At 69.4% G+C, this 20764-nt stretch carries 18 protein-coding genes; 6 read left to right on the top strand and 12 right to left on the bottom strand.

Going from position 1 to position 20764, the window contains the following annotated elements:
* Positions 1 to 324 precede the first annotated feature (324 nt).
* On the top strand, positions 325 to 2448 hold the full coding sequence (locus ACFVYN_RS14810) for a SpoIIE family protein phosphatase (RefSeq protein WP_389997619.1): 2124 nt from the start codon (positions 325 to 327) through the stop codon (positions 2446 to 2448).
* A gap of 102 nt (positions 2449 to 2550) precedes the next feature.
* On the opposite strand, the gene ACFVYN_RS14805 is transcribed toward ACFVYN_RS14810, so the two are convergent.
* From ACFVYN_RS14805 to ACFVYN_RS14790, 4 genes are all read right to left on the bottom strand, one after another.
* Positions 2551 to 3237, bottom strand: a complete 687-nt coding sequence (locus ACFVYN_RS14805) for a hypothetical protein (RefSeq protein ID WP_389997615.1) — start codon at positions 3235 to 3237, stop codon at positions 2551 to 2553.
* Positions 3230 to 3664, bottom strand: a complete 435-nt coding sequence (locus ACFVYN_RS14800; protein WP_389997612.1) for a hypothetical protein — start codon at positions 3662 to 3664, stop codon at positions 3230 to 3232. Before ACFVYN_RS14800 ends, ACFVYN_RS14805 begins: the two co-directional genes overlap by 8 nt.
* Complete coding sequence (locus tag ACFVYN_RS14795; RefSeq protein WP_389997610.1) at positions 3661 to 4263, bottom strand: hypothetical protein; 603 nt, start codon at positions 4261 to 4263, stop codon at positions 3661 to 3663. Before ACFVYN_RS14795 ends, ACFVYN_RS14800 begins: the two co-directional genes overlap by 4 nt.
* A gap of 606 nt (positions 4264 to 4869) precedes the next feature.
* Positions 4870 to 7242, bottom strand: coding sequence for a transglycosylase domain-containing protein (locus ACFVYN_RS14790; RefSeq protein ID WP_389997607.1), 2373 nt, complete (start codon positions 7240 to 7242; stop codon positions 4870 to 4872).
* Positions 7243 to 7471: 229 nt separating this feature from the next.
* Between ACFVYN_RS14790 and ACFVYN_RS14785 the strand changes: the two genes are divergently transcribed.
* From ACFVYN_RS14785 to ACFVYN_RS14765, 5 genes are all read left to right on the top strand, one after another.
* Positions 7472 to 8389, top strand: a complete 918-nt coding sequence (locus tag ACFVYN_RS14785) for an SPFH domain-containing protein (RefSeq protein WP_389997604.1) — start codon at positions 7472 to 7474, stop codon at positions 8387 to 8389.
* Positions 8335 to 8655, top strand: coding sequence for a hypothetical protein (locus tag ACFVYN_RS14780; protein ID WP_389997601.1), 321 nt, complete (start codon positions 8335 to 8337; stop codon positions 8653 to 8655). Before ACFVYN_RS14785 ends, ACFVYN_RS14780 begins: the two co-directional genes overlap by 55 nt.
* 115 nt (positions 8656 to 8770) lie before the next feature.
* Positions 8771 to 9295 carry a PadR family transcriptional regulator gene (locus tag ACFVYN_RS14775; RefSeq protein WP_389997599.1) on the top strand — a complete coding sequence of 175 codons (525 nt, stop codon included), beginning with the start codon at positions 8771 to 8773 and terminating at the stop codon, positions 9293 to 9295.
* Positions 9292 to 9978, top strand: a complete 687-nt coding sequence (locus ACFVYN_RS14770) for an ABC transporter ATP-binding protein (RefSeq protein ID WP_389997597.1) — start codon at positions 9292 to 9294, stop codon at positions 9976 to 9978. Before ACFVYN_RS14775 ends, ACFVYN_RS14770 begins: the two co-directional genes overlap by 4 nt.
* Positions 9975 to 12308, top strand: a complete 2334-nt coding sequence (locus ACFVYN_RS14765; RefSeq protein ID WP_389997594.1) for an ABC transporter permease — start codon at positions 9975 to 9977, stop codon at positions 12306 to 12308. Before ACFVYN_RS14770 ends, ACFVYN_RS14765 begins: the two co-directional genes overlap by 4 nt.
* Before the next feature lie 22 nt (positions 12309 to 12330).
* Here ACFVYN_RS14765 and ACFVYN_RS14760 read toward each other — a convergent pair whose 3' ends face one another.
* The 8 genes from ACFVYN_RS14760 to ACFVYN_RS14725 all read right to left on the bottom strand — a co-directional run bounded on the left by ACFVYN_RS14760 (position 12331) and on the right by ACFVYN_RS14725 (position 20724).
* Positions 12331 to 12759 (bottom strand): hypothetical protein, encoded by a 429-nt coding sequence (locus tag ACFVYN_RS14760; RefSeq protein WP_389997592.1) that lies wholly within the window; start codon positions 12757 to 12759, stop codon positions 12331 to 12333.
* Positions 12760 to 12763: 4 nt separating this feature from the next.
* On the bottom strand, positions 12764 to 13162 hold the full coding sequence (locus ACFVYN_RS14755; RefSeq protein ID WP_389997589.1) for a roadblock/LC7 domain-containing protein: 399 nt from the start codon (positions 13160 to 13162) through the stop codon (positions 12764 to 12766).
* Positions 13163 to 13204: 42 nt separating this feature from the next.
* Entirely contained in the window at positions 13205 to 14023 is an 819-nt protein-coding gene (locus ACFVYN_RS14750) for a MarR family transcriptional regulator (RefSeq protein WP_389997586.1), read from the bottom strand.
* 154 nt (positions 14024 to 14177) lie between these two features.
* Positions 14178 to 15524 carry an AI-2E family transporter gene (locus ACFVYN_RS14745; RefSeq protein WP_389997583.1) on the bottom strand — a complete coding sequence of 449 codons (1347 nt, stop codon included), beginning with the start codon at positions 15522 to 15524 and terminating at the stop codon, positions 14178 to 14180.
* A gap of 127 nt (positions 15525 to 15651) precedes the next feature.
* Positions 15652 to 16338 carry a transglycosylase SLT domain-containing protein gene (locus ACFVYN_RS14740; RefSeq protein WP_389997580.1) on the bottom strand — a complete coding sequence of 229 codons (687 nt, stop codon included), beginning with the start codon at positions 16336 to 16338 and terminating at the stop codon, positions 15652 to 15654.
* A gap of 437 nt (positions 16339 to 16775) precedes the next feature.
* A complete protein-coding gene (locus ACFVYN_RS14735) occupies positions 16776 to 18101 on the bottom strand; it encodes a PhoH family protein (RefSeq protein WP_389997578.1) in 1326 nt (441 codons plus the stop codon).
* A 324-nt stretch (positions 18102 to 18425) separates the two neighbouring features.
* Positions 18426 to 19199 carry an isoprenyl transferase gene (locus tag ACFVYN_RS14730; RefSeq protein ID WP_389997575.1) on the bottom strand — a complete coding sequence of 258 codons (774 nt, stop codon included), beginning with the start codon at positions 19197 to 19199 and terminating at the stop codon, positions 18426 to 18428.
* Positions 19200 to 19935: 736 nt separating this feature from the next.
* On the bottom strand, positions 19936 to 20724 hold the full coding sequence (locus ACFVYN_RS14725) for a methyltransferase domain-containing protein (protein ID WP_389997573.1): 789 nt from the start codon (positions 20722 to 20724) through the stop codon (positions 19936 to 19938).
* Positions 20725 to 20764 lie beyond the last annotated feature (40 nt).

Genomic DNA, 20764 nt, shown 5'->3' with positions numbered 1-20764 from the left:
ACGGCACGCCCGCGCACTTGTCCTCGTGAGACCCTTGATGCGCCCCCGGGCCGCAAACGTAGGATCGTCCTCCGCAAGAGTGCGCAGCGGCAACTTCCGGAGCGGGCACTGGGCTTGACCGATCGTCACCGAGGGGCGGCAGGACGTGAGCGTGGGGTACGAGGGCAACACCGGTACGGGCCGCGGAAGGTTGACCAAAAACGCAGGAACAGCCCCTGACCACGCGGGAATTCCGTTCCTGGGACACGTATTCCGGGTATCGGGATTTCGGCGGGACCCACTGCGCGTACGGCGCGCAGCCCCGGACGGACGGATTCGACACGCGTGACGGAGCACCCGACCTCCTTCGAACGCCCCCAGCCGGGCGTCGACCCCACGGACCCCCGCGGGGCGCTCCTGCGTACCCCGGCGCCACCGCCCGCCCAGGGTGTCGAGGCGCCGACGGCCCTGCCGGTCCAGGCCCGCTCCGGTGACCCCGCGCCGGAGGCGGCCCCCGTCGTCCAGGCGGGCAGCGGCACGACCGGCAGAACCGGCAACCCCAAGGACATGGGCATGAACCCGGCCGGTACCGGCCCCGAGCACTCCCAGCCGGCCGCCGCGGAGCCGGACACGCACCGCCCGCGGCCCGTCCCCGAGGGGGTTCCGGTCCAGCCGGGCGGTGCGGACGAGCGGCCGCCCCAGAGCGGTGACGAGCGCCGTACCGGGCAGGGCCTGGCCCCGGGCCGGCCCACGCCCATGCGGCGCGACGGCGACCGGCTGCGCTTCGTGGGCGCGGCGACCCGCCGGATCGCGCGCGGCATCGACCTGGACGAGATCGTGATGGGTCTGTGCCGGGCGACCGTGCCGACCTTCTCGGACGCGATCCTCGTCTATCTGCGCGACCCGCTGCCCGTCGGTGACGAGCGGCCCACCGGCCCCCTCGTGCTGCGACTGCGGCGCAGCGACCGCATCCCGCAGCAGGAGCGGGACCTGGAGGACGGCATCCTGCCGGTGCCGGTGCCGGAGAACCCGACCGAGCTGGACGCGCTCGGCACCGAACTGTGCGAGGTGCAGCCCGGCAGCGCGCTCGCGGAGGTGCTGCGCGGGGTGCGTCCGGTCTTCACGGACACCCCCGCGGCCCACGCCGCGCTGCCGGAACTGCTCGGGGAGGGCGGCGAGTTCGCCGTACCGAGCGGCCGGCGGGCGATTCTCGCCCCGCTGCGCGGCCGGCGCCGGGTCATCGGCGCCGCCCTGTTCCTGCGCCGACCCGACCGGATCCCCTTCGACCCGGACGACCTGCTCGTCGCCGCCCAGCTCGCCACGCACAGCGCGCTGGGCATCGACAAGGCGGTTCTGTACGGCCGTGAGGCGTACATCGCCGACGAGCTGCAGCGCACCATGCTGCCCGAGACGCTCCCGCGGCCCACCGGCGTACGGCTGGCCTCGCGCTATCTGCCGGCCGCCGAGACGGCCCGGGTGGGCGGTGACTGGTACGACGCGATCCCGCTGCCCGGCAGCCGGGTCGCGCTGGTCGTGGGTGACGTGATGGGGCACTCCATGACGTCCGCGGCGATCATGGGCCAGCTGCGGACGACCGCGCAGACCCTCGCCGGGCTCGACCTGCCTCCGCAGGAGGTGCTGCACCACCTCGACGAGCAGGCCCAGCGGCTCGGCACGGACCGCATGGCGACCTGCCTCTACGCCGTCTACGACCCGGTGTCGCACCGGATCACCATCGCCAACGCCGGTCATCCGCCGCCGGTGCTGCTGCATCTGGGCGGCCGGGCCGAGGTGCTCCGGGTGCCGCCGGGCGCGCCGATCGGTGTCGGGGGCGTGGACTTCGAGGCCGTGGAACTGGACGCGCCGGCCGGGGCGACCCTGCTGCTGTACACCGACGGGCTCGTCGAGTCCCGGCTGCGGGACGTGTGGACCGGGATAGAGCAGCTGCGCGAGAAGCTCGCCGCGACCGCGCAGCTCACCGGGCCGGATCATCCGCCGCCGCTGGAGGCGTTGTGCGACGAGGTGCTCGACATGCTCGGTCCCGGCGACCGGGACGACGACATCGCGCTGCTCGCGGCCCGCTTCGACGGGATCGCGCCCAGCGATGTGGCGTACTGGTTCCTGGAGCCGGAGGACGCGGCACCGGGCCGGGCCCGGCGGCTCGCGCGGCGGGCGCTGTCCCGCTGGGGCATGGAGGATCTGACCGACTCCGTCGAGCTGCTGGTCAGTGAGGTCGTGACCAACGCGGTCCGGTACGCCACCCGGCCGGTGACGCTGCGGTTGCTGCGGACCGATGTGCTGCGGTGCGAGGTCGGGGACGACGTGCCGCAACTGCCGCGGCTGCGGCAGGCCCGGGCCACCGACGAGGGCGGGCGGGGCCTGTACCTCGTCAACCGGCTGGCCCGGCGGTGGGGAGCGACCCGGCTCAGCACCGGCAAGGTGGTGTGGTTCGAGCTCAACAGGAGCTGATCCAAAGGATGTGCAGAGAGCCCCGCAGGAAACCGTGCGCGACGAGAGGGATCCCGCCCGCGCACGGTTACTGTTGCCCCTCAGCCGGAGAGAATGTTCAGGTCAGGCGGAGCGCTGATGGCGCTGCAGCTCTACGGCCGCACGGCGGCGGGCGGGTTCGAACGCGTTGACGGAACCGGCGCCCTGGCCGGGCATCCCGCTCCAGTCAGCGATCTTCGTGGCGACTCTTTGCAGATGCGCGTCGCCGGGCTTCACATCGATCTGGAAGTGGCTCTCCTTCGGAGTCTGCTCGTCCCCTCCCCACCGCACGACGCCTTCACACTCGGCAAGGATGTCCCGCACGATCACCAGCTCGTGCGGGAAGAAGCCGTTTTCCGCACCGACCGGGTAACCCGTCGGCCTGATCGCGATCGCTGTGCCGGACAGGTAGTTGCTCTCGTAGGACTGTTGAACGGTGCGAGCCGTTCCATGGCCCGTGACGTCGCCCGACCTCAGGGTGTCGATCTCATAGTGGAAACGTCGGGCCACGTGGAGCAGCACGGTGGCAACCTCACCGTCGCTGACCGCCACGCTCAGACCGCTTCCCTCGATCTGCTGCGGCCTCGGGGCGTCGATGACCGGCCATCCGTTGGCCGATCTCGCACCGCGCCACTGCTGCTTTTGCTGCGCGGCTACAGCGGTGCCCGCAGCACCGCCCACTCCTAGCGCGATGCCACCGGCGGCACCAAGGCCCACGCTCAGGAAACGCCGACGATCCAACCACACCGAGGGCGGTATGACATCACTCACGGACGAGCTCCTTCTTTCGCTTCACGGCCGCGCGCACGGCCAGAACTGAACAGACGGCTACGCCGGTCAGACAGGCGTAGAGCAAGGGGTTGATCGCGGCAGGTACCAGGTCGACCGTTGTTCCATCGCTCCAACGGCAGACGCGGGACACCGGGAACGCACTGTCGGTAATCGACTGCGGCCGGTTCGACGGTCCTTTCCCGGCCTGGATCGCGCAGCTCTCCTCGCTCCGCGTGAATCCGGACAGCGCGCCGACGGCGTAAACGACGAGCGAGAGCAGCACTCCCAGCAGGGCAGCGCCCGTCCATGCCCATGTCCTTCTCTCCAGGCCGACGACCTGTGGAGTGGAGAGCCTGCGCGCGCACCGGGCAGCAAGGAGAACGAATAGTACGAGGGCGATCAGTACCGCCGAACCGGAAAGTGTCATCGGGAACGCAGATTCTTCTTCTGATTGGCGAGGAGGGTGGCCTTCATGCCGCCTTCCAGCTTGGCCCGGGAGGCGAGGGACTCACCAAACGCGTTGACGAAATCGGTGAGCTTGTCGTTGGGCAGCATGGCTGGCAGCAGAGTTGCATAACCCGCGATCCCCCAGATGAGCGAATTGCGCCCCAAGGTGATCACCGGATCCTTTTCCGTGATCAGCATCATTCGGGCGGTGTCGGAGGCCAGGCTCTGCGTGCCGCCGAACCGCTGGACGTAGTAGTCGCGGAAGCGGCTGAGCCCACCGGTTCCCCGGTAGTGGTCGGTGACCGCTTGCACGATGGTCTTCCCGTCGCGCACCCGCTCCGCGATGAGATAGCCGTCGGAGTCCTCGAGGAGGTCTTTGTAGGCGAAAGAGGAGTCCACGCCGATCTTCGCGAACTTGTCCATGACGTAGTTGCGCCCAGACGGGTAGCTGTCGGAGTCCCTGCGCCACTCACCGTAGAGCGTCATGATGTCGCCACCCCAGCCACCCACATCCCCGGCGCCCGCGTTGATGATGTCCGCGGGCTGTTTCTTCACGAAGTGCGCGTTGGCCGTGGCCATCAGGTGTTCTGCGCCGATGGCATAACCGGTGTAGGGATCCTTGAACTCGTCGTAGAGACCGACTCCGTTGTTCTCAACGTACTCGACGAACGTCTTGTCGGGGTCACCTATGAGCGCCCACAGCTCATGACATGGAAGCAGTCACCGGTGCGCACAGCAGATGCCGAAGGCCGGGCCCTGACGAGGGTGACGCGGCGCGTCCCCGCCTGGAGTCAGAAACGACGGATGCAGGGGAGCAGAACGCACGGAGCAGGTCGGTGCGCGAAGAGCCGAATGTGCGGCATCACGATGTTCCCCCGGGTTGCGGCTGAAATGCGCAGAGGTGGAGTGGTCAGCTCCGTCGTGCGCAATTGCCACCGCACATGGAGATCGACTTGTCAGGCACGGATCATTTCTGGCCGCCGACACCATGGCGCAAGAGTGCCTACCCGGCAGCTCGCACACCCGACCTGGGCAATTCATGTACACAACACGGGAAAGACCTGTGCGGACCATGTGAATCAGGTGGGTGTCCGACGCCGCTCCCGGGCCACGAGTTGACCGAAACCCACCGCACACAAGGGGGCTCCCGGCGCAGACCGCCGGGAGCCCCCTTGTGTGTTCAGGTCACGGTTGCTCCCTGTCCTGCGGATCCAGTGGGTTTTCCGGGCCCGAGGAGGTACTCACGGGCGGACTCGTCGTCGGGCTGGACGAAGTCGTCGGAGTCGACGAGGCCGGGGGACTCGTCGTCGGCGTGCTCGACGGGGTGCTCGACGGCTTCTCCGACGACTGCGACGGAGACGGCTTGTCGGACTCCGTGGGCGTGGCCGACGGCGACGGCGACCTGGACGGCTGCTGGACCGCGGCGCCCTGGTCCGTTTCCAGGTCGAACTTGGTGACCTCGGTCTGGACGCCGAAGGTGTAGGCCGCCCAGATCTGGGCCGGGTATCCGCCACCATTGATACGGCCGGGGCTCGGGATCAGGCCGGTGGCGCCGGTCAGGGTGACCTGGGCGTGCGGGGGCTTGGCGTCCTCACCGAAGAGCCCCACGGAGGTGACCAGGCTCGGGGTGAAGCCGGTGAACCAGGCGGACTTGTTGTTGTCGGACGTACCCGTCTTGCCTGCGACCTTCTGGCCGTTGCGCAACGGGTTGTCGCGCACCGAGGTCCGGGCCGTACCGTCGTCGATCACGCCCGTGAGCACAGAGGTGACCCCGTCGGCGGCGTCCCGGCTGATGACCTGCTCCCCGATCGCCTTCGGCAGGGTGACCGTGTGGGCGTTGTTCTCCACGGACTTGATGAGGGTCGGTGTGACCTTCTGGCCGTGGTGGTCGAGGGTGGCGTAGACGCCGGCCATGTCCAGGGGGCTCGCACCCATGGAGCCGAGGGTCTGCGCGGGGACCGCCTTCAGCCCATCGGTGTCCATACCCAGTTTCTTGGCGACCTTCATGACGTTGTCCATGCCGACGTCGACGCCCATCTGCGCGAAGACGGAGTTGATGGACTGGTTCATCGCCGTCTGGACGGGGACCTGCTTGCCGTAGTCGTGGTCGTCCTCGTTCTCGGGAGCGAATCCGACCTTGTCGCCGTTGCTGTCCACGACCTGACGCTTGCTGGTGCCGTCGTAGAACGTGTTCGCCGTGATCGGGTCGCCATTCCGGGTCTTGGCGTCCTCGTCGAAGGCGGCGGCGAGGATCACCGGCTTGAAGGTCGAGGCGGGCTGGTAGTCGCGACGGGTGGCGTTGTTGGTGTAGTGGTCGAAATAGTTCGTGCCGCCGTACATCGCCACGACCGCGCCCGTCTTCGGGTCGACCGAGACGGCACCGGCCTGGACGTTCCCGTCGACCTTGCGCTTCTCCGGGTCGAGCTTGCTGGTGAGCTGCCCCTTGACGGACTTCTCCAGTGCCGCCTGCTTCTTCTTGTCGATGTTGAGGGTGATGTCCCAGCCGCCGGCCTTGACCATCGTCACGGCGTCATTGAGGCTCTCCGCGGTGCCCTGGGCGACCAGTTGCTTGGCCAGCTGATTGTTGGCCGCATCCACCAGGTAGCCGATCTGCCCCTTCATGCCGGGCGAGGGCTTGGGTTCCTTCGGTATCGGAAACTCCATGGACTGACGTTTGCTCTGGTCGAGCCAGCCCTTCTCGACCATGTTGTCCAGGACGTAGTTCCAGCGCTGCTGGACCAGTTTTCTGCCGACCGGGCCCGCGGCCTGCCAGTCGTACTGGCTGGGCGCCTGGAGCAGCGCAGCGAGGTATGCGCCCTGCTCGACGGAGAGCTTGTCGGCGTCGACGTGGTAATAGGCCTGCGCAGCGGCCTGGATGCCGTAGGCGTTGCGGCCGTAGTAACTGGTGTTGATGTAGCCGGCGAGGATGTAGTCCTTGGACTTCTCCCGGTCCAGCTTCAGCGAGATGACCAGTTCCTTCAGCTTGCGCGTGGCGGTCTGTTCCTGGGTCAGGTAGTAGTTCTTGACGTACTGCTGGGTGATCGTCGAACCACCCTGGGCGCCTTTACCCGCGAGGGTGTTGAACAGACCGCGGGCGGTACCTTTGAGATCGACACCGGAGTCCTGGTAGAAGGTCTTGTTCTCGGCGGCGACGAAGGTGCGCTGGACGGGCTTGGGGATCTCGTCGAGGCCCACGACCTCACGGTTTACTTCGCCGTCGCGGGTGAGAATGGCGCCGTCGCTGTACCTGAAGATGTTGCTCTGGCGCTTGGCGTCAGCGTTCGCCGGGGGGATCGGCGTCACCAGGTACAGCACGATGAAGGCGCCGATACCGAGCAGGCAGAAGCCGAGGAACGTGCCGAGGATCTTCTTCCAGGTGAAGAGCCGGCGTATGCCGCTCTTACCTTTTTTCGCGCCCTTCTTGCCCTGCGCCGCTCTGCGCGCCGCGGCCCTGCCGCCGGTCACGATGCCGTCGCTCGGCGTCCCGGACGAGCGCGTGGGCGGCGCCGCGCGGCGGCCACCGCGCTGACGTGCTCTTCTCTCTTCCGCTCGTCCCATGGGTCGACTCGCTCCGCTTCCTCATCGGCGGCCACACCGGTTCGTGGCTCAGGTCAGCTCAGAAAGCTAACACCGGTCTATATGACACAGCGCATTCGATCGGGGCCGGGGCGGGCGTGAGAATCAGCACCCGCCTCCTCGGAACCAGACCTCCGAGAGGGTGTCAAGGTTGCCAGGACGGGGTAAAGTGCTATCACTTTGCTAGATTCGAGCTAGACGGGGGACCACTATGTCCGCGCAAGACTCCGCACCCATCGCCGACACACCCGACATGCCCGCCCCACGCGTACGCGAGGTGGCCGCGCACAGCATCGGCGGCGCGCTCGTGCTGCTGCTGGGCCTGGCCGGGCTGCTGATCGCCGTCTTCCTGTTCGCCGCGAGCGGGGAGAGCCCCGGCTTCGCCGTCGGCGGGGTCCTCGTGCTGATCGCGGCGCTCATCTCACTGCGCGGCCTGAACACGGTCGCACCGGGCGAGGCCCGGGTCGTCCAGCTCTTCGGGCGCTACAAGGGCACCATCCGCCAGGACGGCCTGCGCTGGGTGAACCCCTTCACCTCCCGGACCAAGGTCTCCACCCGCGTCCGCAACCACGAGACCGCCGTCCTCAAGGTCAACGACGCCTACGGCAACCCGATCGAGCTGGCCGCGGTCGTGGTGTGGAAGGTCGAGGACACCGCGCAGGCCACCTTCGAGGTCGACAACTTCGTGAAGTTCGTCGCCACCCAGACCGAGACGGCCGTACGGCACATCGCCATCGAGTACCCCTACGACGCCCACGAGGAGGACGGGCTCTCGCTGCGCGGCAACGCCGACGAGATCACCCAGAAGCTCGCCACCGAGCTGCACGCGCGCGTGGAGTCGGCCGGCGTGCAGATCATCGAGTCCCGCTTCACCCACCTCGCCTACGCGCCGGAGATCGCCTCGGCGATGCTCCAGCGGCAGCAGGCCGGAGCGGTCGTCGCGGCCCGGCGCCAGATCGTGGAGGGAGCGGTCGGCATGGTCGAGGAGGCGCTGGCCCGCATCACCGAGCGGGACATCGTGGAGCTGGACGAGGAGCGCAAGGCGGCGATGGTGTCCAACCTGATGGTGGTGCTGTGCGGCGACCGCGCCCCGCAGCCGGTCCTCAACACCGGGACGCTCTACCAGTGACGGCACCTTTCGAGGGGGACTCCCCCGAGCGGCGGCCTCAGCAGCGCAAGCAGGTGCTGCTGAGGCTGGACCCGCTGGTGTACGAGGCGCTGGCGCGCTGGGCCGGGGACGAACTGCGGTCCGCGAACGCGCAGATCGAGTTCCTGCTGCGCAGGGCCCTGAAGGAGGCCGGCCGGCTGCCCGGTGACGCCGGCCCGCTGCCGCGCCGGGGACGGCCCCCCAAGGACGCCCGGGACGCCCGGGATACCCAGGGCCCGGGCCCTTGAGCGCGTGTAGCAGAACCGTGACAATCGGCGCTCACCTGCGGCTCCACACGCCCCGGACGCGACTGCACACCGCGCGTATACACGAGGGGTATACACCGCATGTACAGTCCTCCTCATGTCCATCGGTCACACCCTCCTAGGGCTCCTGGAGTCCGGGCCCCGCCACGGTTACGACCTCAAGCGGGCCTTCGACGAGAAGTTCGGTCACGACCGGCCGCTGCACTACGGCCAGGTCTACTCGACGATGTCGCGGCTGCTGAAGAACGGGCTCGTCGAAGTCGACGGTGTCGAGCCCGGCGACGGCCCCGAGCGCAAGCGGTACGCCATCACGGACGCCGGGGTCACCGACGTTCAGCGGTGGCTCGCCACGCCCGAGAAGCCCGAGCCGTATCTCCAGTCCACGCTGTACACCAAGGTCGTCCTCGCGCTGCTCACGCACCGGGACGCCGGAGACATCCTCGACAACCAGCGCGCCGAGCACCTGCGCATGATGCGCATCCTCACCGACCGCAAGCGCAGGGGCGACCTCGCCGACCAGCTGATCTGCGACCACGCCCTGTTCCATCTCGAGGCCGACCTGCGCTGGCTGGAGCTGACCGCCGCGCGTCTCGACAAACTCGCGGAGGTGGTGGTCAAGTGACCCCGGCCGGTTCCCTGCTCGTCGCCGACGAGCTGCGCAAGACCTACGGTCCGACCGTCGCGCTCGACGGCGCCCAGTTCTCCATCCACCCCGGCGAGGTCGTCGCCGTCATGGGCCCCTCCGGGTCCGGCAAGTCGACCCTGCTGCACTGTCTCGCCGGGATCGTCCCGCCCGACTCGGGCTCGATCATGTACAACGGCCGCGAGATGGCGACGATGAACGACGCCGAGCGCAGCGCTCTGCGGCGCTCCGAGTTCGGGTTCGTCTTCCAGTTCGGTCAGCTCGTCCCCGAGCTGACCTGCGTGGAGAACGTGGCGCTGCCGCTGCGGCTGAACGGCACCTCCCGCAAGGAGGCCGAGAAGGCGGCTCTGGGCTGGATGGAGCGCCTGGAGGTCGACGACCTGAGGAAGAAGCGGCCCGGTGAGGTCTCCGGCGGTCAGGGGCAGCGCGTGGCCGTGGCCCGGTCCCTGGTGACCAACCCGCGGGTGCTGTTCGCGGACGAGCCGACCGGCGCCCTGGACTCCCTCAACGGCGAGCGGGTCATGGAACTGCTCACCGAGGCCGCCCGGTCCACCAACGCGGCCGTCGTCCTCGTCACGCACGAGGCACGGGTGGCCGCCTACTCCGACCGCGAGATCGTCGTACGGGACGGGAAGTCCCGGGACATGGAGCGGGTCGTATGAGCGTGCGGCAGTGGTGGAGAGACCTCTCCATGGGGGTTCGGTTCGCCTTCGCGGGCGGGCGCGAGGGGTGGGTCCGGGCGCTGCTGACCGCGGTCGGGGTCGGGCTCGGGGTGGCGTTGCTGCTGCTGACCACCGCGCTGCCGAGCGCGCTCGCCGTGCGGAACCAGCGGGGCGACGCCCGCGCGGACACCAACTACGGGCAACACCTGAAGAAGGCCGACAACACCCTGCTGTCGGGGAACGCGTCCACCACCTTCCGGGACACGGAGATCCGCGGCCGGGACCTGGAGCCCGAGGGGCCGAAGGCGCCCCTGCCGCCGGGGATCGCGAAGTTCCCCGCGGTCGGCGACATGGTCGTCTCCCCCGCGTTGAAGAAACTGATGGAGTCCCGTGACGGCAAGCTGCTTCGCGAGCGGCTGCCGAACCGGATCGTCGGGACGATCGGCGAGAGCGGGTTGATCGGCTCCCACGAACTCGCCTTCTACCGCGGGGCCGAGGGGCTCGCCGCCCAGGGCCTCAACAGCCCCGGAGTCACCCGGATCGACAAGTACGGCAACCCGTACCCGACCGCCTCGCGCTCCGACCCGGTGCTGGTGCTGCTGGTCCTCGTCGTCTTCGTGGTGCTGCTGATGCCGGTCGCCGTGTTCATCACCGCGGCCGTGCGCTTCGGCGGCGAGCGGCGCGACCGGCGGCTCGCGGCCCTGCGGCTGGTGGGCGCCGACGGCCGCTCGACCCGGCGGATCGCCGCCGGCGAGGCGCTGGCCGGCGCGGTGCTCGGACTCGTCCTCGGCACCGGGTTCTTCCTGATCGGCCGTGAAGTGGCGGGCTCCGTCGAGGTGTTCGGGCAGAGCGTGTTCCCGAGCTACCTCAACCCCTCGCCGCTGCTGGCTCTGTTGATCGCGGTCGCGGTGCCCGCGGCGGCCGTCCTCGTGACGCTGCTCGCCCTGCGCGGCGTGGTGATCGAGCCGCTCGGCGTGGTGCGTACGGCGAAGCCCGCGCGGCGCCGGCTGTGGTGGCGGCTGCTGGTGCCGCTGGCCGGACTCGCGATGCTCTACCCGATGGTAGGCAAGGGCCGCGACGGCGGCGACTTCAACCAGTACCTCGTCACCGGCGGCGTCGTCCTGCTCCTCGTCGGCGTGACCGCGCTGCTGCCGTGGATCGTCGAGGCGGTCGTGGCCCGGCTGGGCGCGGGCGGAGTGTCCTGGCAACTTGCCGTGCGCAGGCTCCAGTTGAGCAGCGGCACGGCCGCCCGGATGGTCAACGGGGTCGCGGTCGCGGTGGCCGGGGCGATCGCCCTGCAGATGCTGTTCGCCGGCACCGACAGCGAGTACACGAAGGACACCACCTACGACGTCTCGCGGGCGCAGATGCAGGTGCAGGTCCCGGAAGGGGGCAAGCTCGACGCGGTCGCGAAGGACCTCGCCGCGACCAAGGGCGTCCAGCAGGTCTACGCCTACGAGGAGGGCTACGTGGCCGACGGGCCGGGCGACCGGGCGCGCTGGACCCGGGCGACCGTCGCCGGCTGCGCGACCCTGCGGGAGGTGGCCGTGCTGCCCTCCTGCCACGAGGGTGACACCTTCGCCGTACGGGGCGGCGATCCCGAGGCCGAGGCCGGGGCCGCGCCGCTCAAGCCCGGAGGGAAGGTCTACTTCGAGACCACCGAAGACCCGGAGAAGAGCAAGCTGGTGGCCTGGACCGTGCCGAAGGGCATCAAGCAGGCCCGTTCCGTCGCGGACCCGACGGGCTACAAGCGCGGGGGCATCCTGATCACTCCGAGCGCGGTGGGCTCGACGGTCGCGCCGGGACTGAGCGGAGAGGTCTATGTGCGGCTCGACGAGTCGCTGCCGGACGCCCGCGAGTACGTACGCAACACCGCGGCCCGCATCAACCCGCACGAAGAGCCGATGACCTGGGTCTCCAGCGAGCGCAACGACCGCTACGACACCATCCGCACCGGCCTGTTCGTGGGCGCCGCCTGTGTCCTCGCGCTGATCGGGGCGAGCCTGCTGGTCTCCCAGCTGGAGCAGTTGCGGGAGCGCAAGAAGCTGCTGTCGGCGCTGGTCGCCTTCGGCACCCGGCGGCGCACCCTGAGCCTGTCGGTGCTGTGGCAGACGGCGATCCCGATCTCGCTGGGGCTGCTGCTGGCCTCGGTGGTGGGGCTGACGCTGGGCGCGGTCCTGCTGAAGATGACGGGCGCGGCGGTCCGCGTGGACTGGCCGAGTGTGCTGTCGATGACCGGTGTGGGTGCCGGGGTCGTCCTCGTGGTGACGCTGCTGAGCCTGCCGCCGCTGCTCAGGCTCATGCGGCCGGACGGGCTGCGGACGGAGTAGCCGCCCGCAGCCGGGTGCCCGCTCAGAGGCTGTACTCCTTCACCACCCGCCGGACCTGGGCGAACAGCATGCCGACGTTGACCGACTTACGGCACACCACCACGGCCACGACGTCCTGCTGTTCGCCCAGCCGCACGAACAGGTGCGTGAGGTTCTCGCTGTTGACGAGGATCTCCTGGAAGAAGTGGTGGTCACTGCTGACCCCACGGCGCTCCTTGAAGACGTCCTCGATCATCACGACCGTACGGCCCTGGAACAGGTCGAGCGTCGCACCCGCCAGGAGGTCCAGGACCTCCGGCGGGTGGTTCTCGACGGTCTCGTACGACAGCAGCATGCCGGTGGACATGTCGACCACACCGGACGCGACGCACTCGGGGGCGTCGGTGCGAAGGGACTTGACCAGGCCCATCACCTGGTCGGAGAAACCTGGGGTCATACGCTTCGTCGCCATCCCTTCAGACTCCTTCTGGTGCTTTCCCGGGCGCCTCGTCGGTGAGGATCGAGCCGATCCGGTTCAGGGTCGGCTGGGTCGCCCGGTGCAGGTGGTCCACGTCCAGGCCCTCGTCGCCGAGCACGACCATCAGGGCGCTCTCCCCGACGGCGTAGAAGGCGGCGCAGCCGTGGCTGCCGTAGGTCACCGTCCGGCGCAGGGTGCCGCGGGCGGTCGCCCCGGCGGTGCGCCGGGCGAGGCCGAGGCCGGCCGCCGCGAGTGCGGCGAGGCCCTCCGGGTCGATCGAGTCGGCGGTGTCGGCGGCGATGAGCAGTCCGTCCGCGGCGGCCAGCGCGGTGTCCGTGATGCCGGTGACCTGCTCGCGCAGACCGCGCATTTCGAGCGCCAGGGCTTGGTGGTCCATAAATGCAACTCCCCTATTTCTGTTCGCATCTGATCGGCTTTTTCATGTGGACGTTCCGTTTCTGAGCCGGAAGAATCCGCCGGGTTTTCGGCGGGGCAGATCGGTTCTCGCCGGGGCCGGGGACCGCTCCACGGGCGGCGGCCTGCGGGGCCTCAGTTCTTCGCCCTCGGGCAGGGCACGGACCGCGACGGGCGCGGGCGGTCCCGCGCATACCAGGAGCCCTTCGTCGAGCATGCGAGCGATCTCGACCGTCACGGTGTAGACACCGCGTCCGACCCGGAAGGCGAGGTCGCGGGCCGTACTGCGGCCGTCGGCGTGCGTGAGCAGCTCGTGCCGCAGGGCCCCGGTCGCGCTGCCCGTGCCGGAGCGCACGGGACGCTCCCGGTCGGGGTGCACGGGGTGCGGCAGGGCGGCGAGGGCGGTGAGGCGGCGGATCGCGTCCTGGAGCAGTCTGAGGGGCGGCTCACCCAGTGGGACCTGCGCGAACGGCTCCGCGGTGGGGAGGCGTTCGCACTCCTCGACCCGGCCCGCGGCCATCGCGAAGGCGGCGTCGTGCAGGGCCAGCGAGCACACCACCCGCAGCTGCGCGGCCCCCGCGTAGCCGTGCGCGACGAGCGCGGTGGCCGGCCAGCGCGAGCCGCCGGACTCCCGCACCAGCTGGGCCCACTGCTCGCCGCTGACCCGCCCCGAGCGCAGCAGCAGCGCCTCGGGGCCCGGGGCGCCGGGCGACTCCGCGGCGACCACCCGGCCGTCCCCGAAGTGGAAGGTGCCACCGGGGGTCCCGGTGATCCGCAGCTCTCCGGTGAAGCCGTCACGGCCGCACGCGGCCAGGGCCTGAGCCAGGTGTTCGTGACCCGACATCACATCCCCCGCCGTTTCGCACACACGCCTGACGTGTAGCGCTGAGGAGGGAAGGTGTATCAGTCCGGGCGCATATTCCGGGGGCGGCTTTCCTACCTGTCTCTAGTTGACGGAAGTTGAGTCCCCGGGATGTTCAAAACAGTGTGTTCGGCGCTCAATTGACCGAATCCGAGACGGGTTTTTCAGGGTCCGGAGGCGGTTCCGCCCGACCGTCTTCCGTTGTCACGACCTCGTCCTCGGCCTCGGGCGGCGCCGACTGTTCCTCGGCGTACGCCTTGAGGTAGCTCACCACCGTGTTCGTCACCGCCACCAGCGGTACGGCCACCACCGCACCGCCGATGCCGGCCACCATGCCGCCGGTCGCGACCGTGAGGACGACCGCGAGCGGGTGGACGCGCACCGCGCGGCCGAGGATGAACGGCTGGAGGATGTGGCCCTCGATCTGCTGGACGGCGAGGACCACCGCGAGGGTCATCACCGCCGTGAACACGCCCTGCGTGACCAGCGCCACGAGGACCGCCAGCGCACCGGAGGCGACCGCGCCCACGAGCGGGATGAAGGAGAACAGGAAGATGAAGACGGCGAGCGGGACGGCCATGGGGACGTCGAGGAAGTAGATGCCGATGCCGATGAAGACGGCGTCGATGAGGGCCACCAGCACCGTGCCGCGGACGTAGGCGGTCAGGGTGCGCCAGGCGCGCGGGCCCGCGCCGGCCACGGCGGGGCGGGCGGCCGTGGGGACCAGCTTCAGCGTCCACTCCCAGATGCGCCGGCCGTCGTAGAGCAGGAAGAGGGTGGAGAAGAAGGTCAGCAGGATGCCGGTGAGGGCCTCCACGACGACCTGGACGCCCTCCAGGCCCGCCGAGGTGATCTGGTCGGTGTTGGCGCCGACCGCCTCCCGCAGGTTCTTGGCGATCTGGTTGATCTGCTTGTCGGTGACGTGGAAGGGGCTCTTCAGGAGCCAGTTGCGCAGATCGTCGATGCCGCTCTGGATCTGGTTGGAGAGGTCGTCGATGTTCTCCATGACCTGCCAGGTCACGAACCAGCCCATCAGCCCTATCACGACGAAGCCGAGGATGGCGGTGAGCGCCGTGGCGGGGCCGCGCGGCACGCCGTGCCGCATGAGGCGGGCCACCGTCGGCTGGAGCAGCGCGGTGATGAGCAGGGCGACGACGAAGGCGAAGACGACGAGCTGTACTGAGCTGATGACCCGCATCAGCACCCAGACGGTGCCTGCCAGGATCAGGAGCCGCCAGCCGGCCTCGGCGGCGACCCGTACGCCCCACGGCACGGCCTGCGCCGGGTCGGGGCGGGGGACCAGCACGACGGGCGGGCGGGAGACGGTCCTCGCCGGCTTCTTCGGCTCGCGCTCGGGCTGCCGCCGGCCCGAGTCGGCCTCGGCCTCCTCACGGGCCACCTCGGCGCGGCGCTCGTCCAACCGCTCTCCGACATCGGTCAGTCGGGCACCGATCCGACCGATCCACCCTGGCACTCGCGACATGATCCGTCCTCTTCCCCCGTCTCTCCCCACCACTCCCCCCCTGGAGTCGTCCGGTCCGACCGTACAGGGCAAAAGCCCCTCCCCCTAGGACGGGGAGGGGCTTCGCGAGGTTGAGTGCCGGACGCGCTCAGTACCAGCTGTTGGCCTGCCAGAACGACCAGGCCTCACAGGGGCTGCCGTACCGGCTGTCCATGTAGTTGAGGCCCCACTTGATCTGGGTGGCCGGGTTGGTCTGCCAGTCATCGCCGACCGAGGACATCTTGGAGCCCGGCAGGGCCTGGAAGAGACCGTAGGCACCGGAGGAGGCGTTGACGGCCCGGTAGTTCCAGCTGGACTCGTGGTTCACGATGTTGCTGAAGCACTGGAACTGCCCGCTCGGCACCATCGAGGCAGCCATCGCCTGGATCTGGTCGACGGTGTACGAGCCCTGCACCGGGAAGCTGGAGGAGCTCCTGCTGGCCTTCTCCTTGGCCTCGGCGCGTTCCTTGGCTTCCTTGGCCGCCTTCTCGGCGGCCTCCTTCTTCTCGATCGCGGACTTGGCGGCGGCCTTGCGGGCCGACTCCTCCGCGACCTTCTTGGCGCTCGCGTCCGCGGCGATGGCCTGTGTGTCGGCCTGCTGCGTGAGGGACGCGGTCTGCACCTGAGCCTGCTCACCCGCGGGGATGTCCGCCAGGAGCGTCGTCGTGTCGGCTGCCGTCGCCTCGGCGTCATTCGGCTGCGCGACACTGCCGGAGGCAACTCCGACAACGCTTCCGACAGCGGTGACCGCGGTGGCGGAGGCCACTGCGAATCCCCGGACCGAAATCGGGCTCACACGGTTTTCCTTCCAGCATCGCCCGCTTCGGTGACCCTGGCGGACGCAATCGTGCCCCTAGACACTGGCCTCCCAACTGCGGGGTCACGGGAGGCACGGGCCCGGTGGGCAACTCCCTCGCGGGGAGCGCCGCATGGTGCGCGGGCGGCATACGACGACGCTGTGGAGTTTGTGGTGAAGCTGTGGTGCCGTACCGCTGGGGGTACAGATGTGTCGTATGCGGGGCCTGACAGGAGTGAGACTCTGCCGTAACCGGACGCCGGGTGGCAATTCTGAGTTGCGTGTGAAAGCTCACATCCCGTTTGACGCCAGGGATTTCGAGAAACGGCGACACACGAAGGCGCCGCCCGGCTAGGCTCTTGGCCTTTCCGGACGGCGCCAACTTGCTCCGGGTTTCCCCTGGTTGTGTCAGATCTGCTGGCGTCAGATCCGGTTTGTCAGATCTGGCTGTCTTCGAGCATTTCGGTCACAAGCGCCGCGATCTGGGACCTCTCGGACCTCGTCAGCGTGACGTGGGCGAAGAGCGGGTGTCCCTTCAGCTTCTCCACCACGGCGACCACACCGTCGTAGCGACCGACCCGCAGATTGTCCCGCTGGGCCACGTCATGGGTCAGAACGACCCGTGAATTCGCGCCGATTCGGGACAGAACGGTGAGAAGCACATTCCGTTCCAGGGACTGCGCCTCGTCCACGATCACGAACGCGTCGTGGAGCGAGCGGCCGCGGATGTGGGTGAGCGGCAGGACCTCGAGCATGCCGCGCGCGGTGACCTCCTCGATGACCTCGCGGCTGGTGACCGCGGACAGCGTGTCGAAGACCGCCTGCGCCCAGGGGCCCATCTTCTCGGCCTCGGAGCCCGGCAGATAGCCGAGTTCCTGCCCGCCCACCGCGTACAGCGGACGGAAGACCATGACCTTCTGGTGCTGGCGGCGCTCCAGGACCGCCTCCAGACCCGCGCACAGCGCGAGCGCCGACTTTCCGGTGCCGGCCCGGCCGCCCATGGACACGATCCCGATGTCCGGGTCGAGCAGGATGTCCAGCGCGATGCGCTGCTCCGCGCTGCGGCCCTTGATGCCGAACGCCTCCCGGTCGCCGCGCACCAGGCGGATGCTGCCCTCGGGCGAGACCCGGCCGAGCGCCTTGCCGCGCTCGGAGTGGATGGTCAGCCCCGTGTGCACGGGCAGCTCGGCGGCCTCGGGGGCGTAGACGTGCCCCTCCTCGAAGAGGATGTCGACCTGTTCGCCGGGCAGCGTCAGCTCGGACATCCCGGTCCAGCCGGAGGAGCCCGTGATGGCGAGTTCGGCGCGGTACTCCTCGGCCAGCAGACCGACCGAGGACGCCTTGATCCTGAGCGGGAGGTCCTTCGAGACGACGGTGACGTCGAACCCCTCGGCCTGCAGATTGCGGGCGACCGCGAGGATGCGGGAGTCGTTGTCCCCCAGCCGGTAGCCGCTGGGCAGCACGCTGGGGTCCGAGTGGTTGAGCTCGACACGGACGGTTCCGCCGAGGTCCCCGATCGGGATGGGGGCGTCCAGACGACCGTGCCGGACCCGGAAGTCGTCGAGCAGGCGCAGGGCCTGCCGGGCGAAGTATCCGAGTTCGGGATGGTGCCTCTTGGCCTCCAGTTCCGTCACCACGACGATGGGAAGCACGACCTCGTGCTCGTCGAAGCGGCTCAGGGCGTTGGGGTCCGACAGCAGAACACTGGTGTCGAGGACATAAGTGCGCCGGTCTGGCTTGTGGCGCTTTGTGCTGGTCACCACGGAAGGACGTACCCCCTCGGATGAGGTCGGGGAGCGACGGAGTGGAGCTGGACCGGTCGACGGCCCGTTTGCACGGGCCGGGAACCGGCCCTCCACTGCTTCTTCCGTGCTGAGACCGCACGGTCGAGCTGGTGCAAAGGGCCTCCCGGGCGGACGGCCCCGTGCCGCCCGCTGAGATCCGACACCCGTGGTTCGGGCATCGACCTGACTGGGTTATGCCCTCGAACATGCGATGCCATGCCAGTGCATATGACGGCGCACTGGTGAACTCCTTGTTACTTCCGCACCGAACGGGGTAGACGAGCGCTCTCTGTGGAGCGCCTGTCAGCCGCCGTAGCGGCGGTGGCGGGCCGCGTAGTCGCGCAGCGCGCGCAGGAAGTCGACCTTGCGGAAGGCCGGCCAGAAGACCTCGCAGAAGTAGTACTCCGAGTGGGCGGTCTGCCACAGCATGAATCCGGACAGCCGCTGCTCGCCGCTGGTGCGGATCACCAGGTCGGGGTCGGGCTGGTCGCCGGTGTAGAGATGGCGGCCGATCATGTCGATGTCGACGGCCTCGGCGAGCTCCTCCATCGAGGTGCCCTTGTCGCGCGCGTCCAGCAGCATCGACCGTACGGCGTCCGCGATCTCCTGGCGGCCGCCGTAGCCGATGGCGACGTTGACGAGTATTCCGTCGACGTGGGCCGTGGACTCCTCCGCCTCCTTCAGCGCCGTCTGCATCGGGGAGGGCAGCAGGTCGGGGGTGCCGACGTGGTGGACGCGCCAGCGGCCGTCGGCGGCGAGGGTGCGCACGACGTCCTCGATGATGCCGAGGAGGGGGCCGAGCTCCTCCGGCGGGCGGTTGAAGTTGTCCGTCGACAGCAGCCAGAGGGTGACGACCTCGACGTCCGTCTCGGAGCACCAGCCGAGGAACTCCTCGATCTTCTCCGCGCCGGCGCGGTGACCGTCGACGGGGCTGGAACCGGCGGCCTTCGCCCAGCGCCGGCTGCCGTCCACGATGACACCGATGTGCTTGGGCACCTGGGCGTGGTCCAGGTGGCCTTCCACCCGGCGTGCGTAGACCTTGACCAGCAGGCCGCGCAGCTTGTCGCGCAGGTTCACGTGAAAGTCAGCCCCTTTGAGATGGCGGTCCCCGCGGCTAGAGCCTACCGGTGGCTTCCGGTGCCAACTGCGTGGGGCCTTCTGGCGCCTGGGCGGCGGCGGGCCGTCGGGGACCGGTCGTGCCCATGCCGCGAAGCGCCTGTCGATGCGGGCCCCGCGCCCTGGCGGGTACCCCCGCCGCCCGACTCATGCGCGTCTCGCGCGCACCTCTCGCTCGACCCTCGCTCGGCTCCCGGACGTCTCCCGGACGTCTCCCGGGCACAAAAAACGGGCCGGTCCGTGGGGGGGAGACGGACCGGCCCGAGGGGGGGTTTCCACCATAACCCTTCGTGAGGGATGGTGTGTGCATCGGCGTGCCACAACTACTCTCCGGAGTCGGACGGCGACGGCGCGCTGGTGGGTCGAAGCCCTGTTCATGGGGGTTTCGTGGCCGAATCGCGGCGGAATCATGGGGGCGTGGGACATCGCCCGCGTGGGTGACTCCGGGTCGGAACGTTTCTTTGACGCCGGGTGTGTGGGCGCGGCACCGCGCAGCCCCCTCCTCTGCGCGGTGCCACCGCGCAGCTTTGCTGACGCGAATTACCTCGTCTTGAACTTACGTCAGCCATGGCCCGTACGCGAGCCGCCTGGGATAACGATGTGGAAACCCCGTGAAGACCATGGATACACGGGGTAAATCGGCCGAGGATGCACCTATTACCCGCTTTAGGGCCATCTGCGTGTCGTTCTCAGGATGTCAGCCGCGCGGTTTGCGGGCCTCGACGAGATGGCGGCTGCTGTGGGCGACGAAGGGACCCTCGGTCTCGATCCGCTCGTGCAGGGACCGCAGTCGGGGCTCGTACTGCGCCACGGTGAAACCGGGGACCATCCACACCACCTTGCGCAGGAAGTGGACGACGGCGGCGATGTCGTGGAACTCGATCCGCAGCCGCTCGGCGCGCAGGTCCACGATCTCCAGTCCGGCGGCCTCGGCGGCGGCGCCCTCGCGGTCGGGGTGGCGGTCCGAGCTCTGTGCCGCGGGCTGCGGGCCCAGGAAGTACTCGACGAGTTCGAAGACACTGCGCGGGCCGACGTGCTGGGCGAAGTACGTGCCTCCGGGCTCCAGTACGCGAGCGATCTCCGCCCACTGCGGGTTGACCGGGTGCCGGCTGCTGACCAGGTCGAAGGTGCCGTCGGCGAAGGGCAACGGCGCGTCCTCCGGTACGGCGACGACCACGACGCCGCGTGGGCGCAACAGGGCGGTGGCCTTGGCGGCGTTCGGCGGCCAGCCCTCGGTGGCCGCGGCGAGCACGGGCGTCCTGACCCCCTGTCCGAGGGCGAAGTCCATGACCTCGCCGCCGCCCGTCTGGATGTCGAGGGAGGCGGCGGCTCCGGCCAGCCGTCCGGCCAGGGAGCGCGCGTACCCCCACGAGGGCCGCGCCTCGGTGGCCCGCCCCTCGAACCACGAGAAGTCCCAGCCCTCCGTGGGCACGGCGGCGCCCTCGGCGACGAGGTCCTCGAATGTGCGGGTGCCGTGGGAGGTCATGGGAGTGATCGTCGCAGGGCGGTGGGGGCGGGCGCAGTAC

Source organism: Streptomyces sp. NPDC058307, assembly GCF_042880295.1.
Classification (GTDB): Bacteria; Actinomycetota; Actinomycetes; order Streptomycetales; family Streptomycetaceae; genus Streptomyces.
Note: the sequence above shows the minus strand (reverse complement) of the source record. Positions and strands in the feature narration are given on the sequence as shown.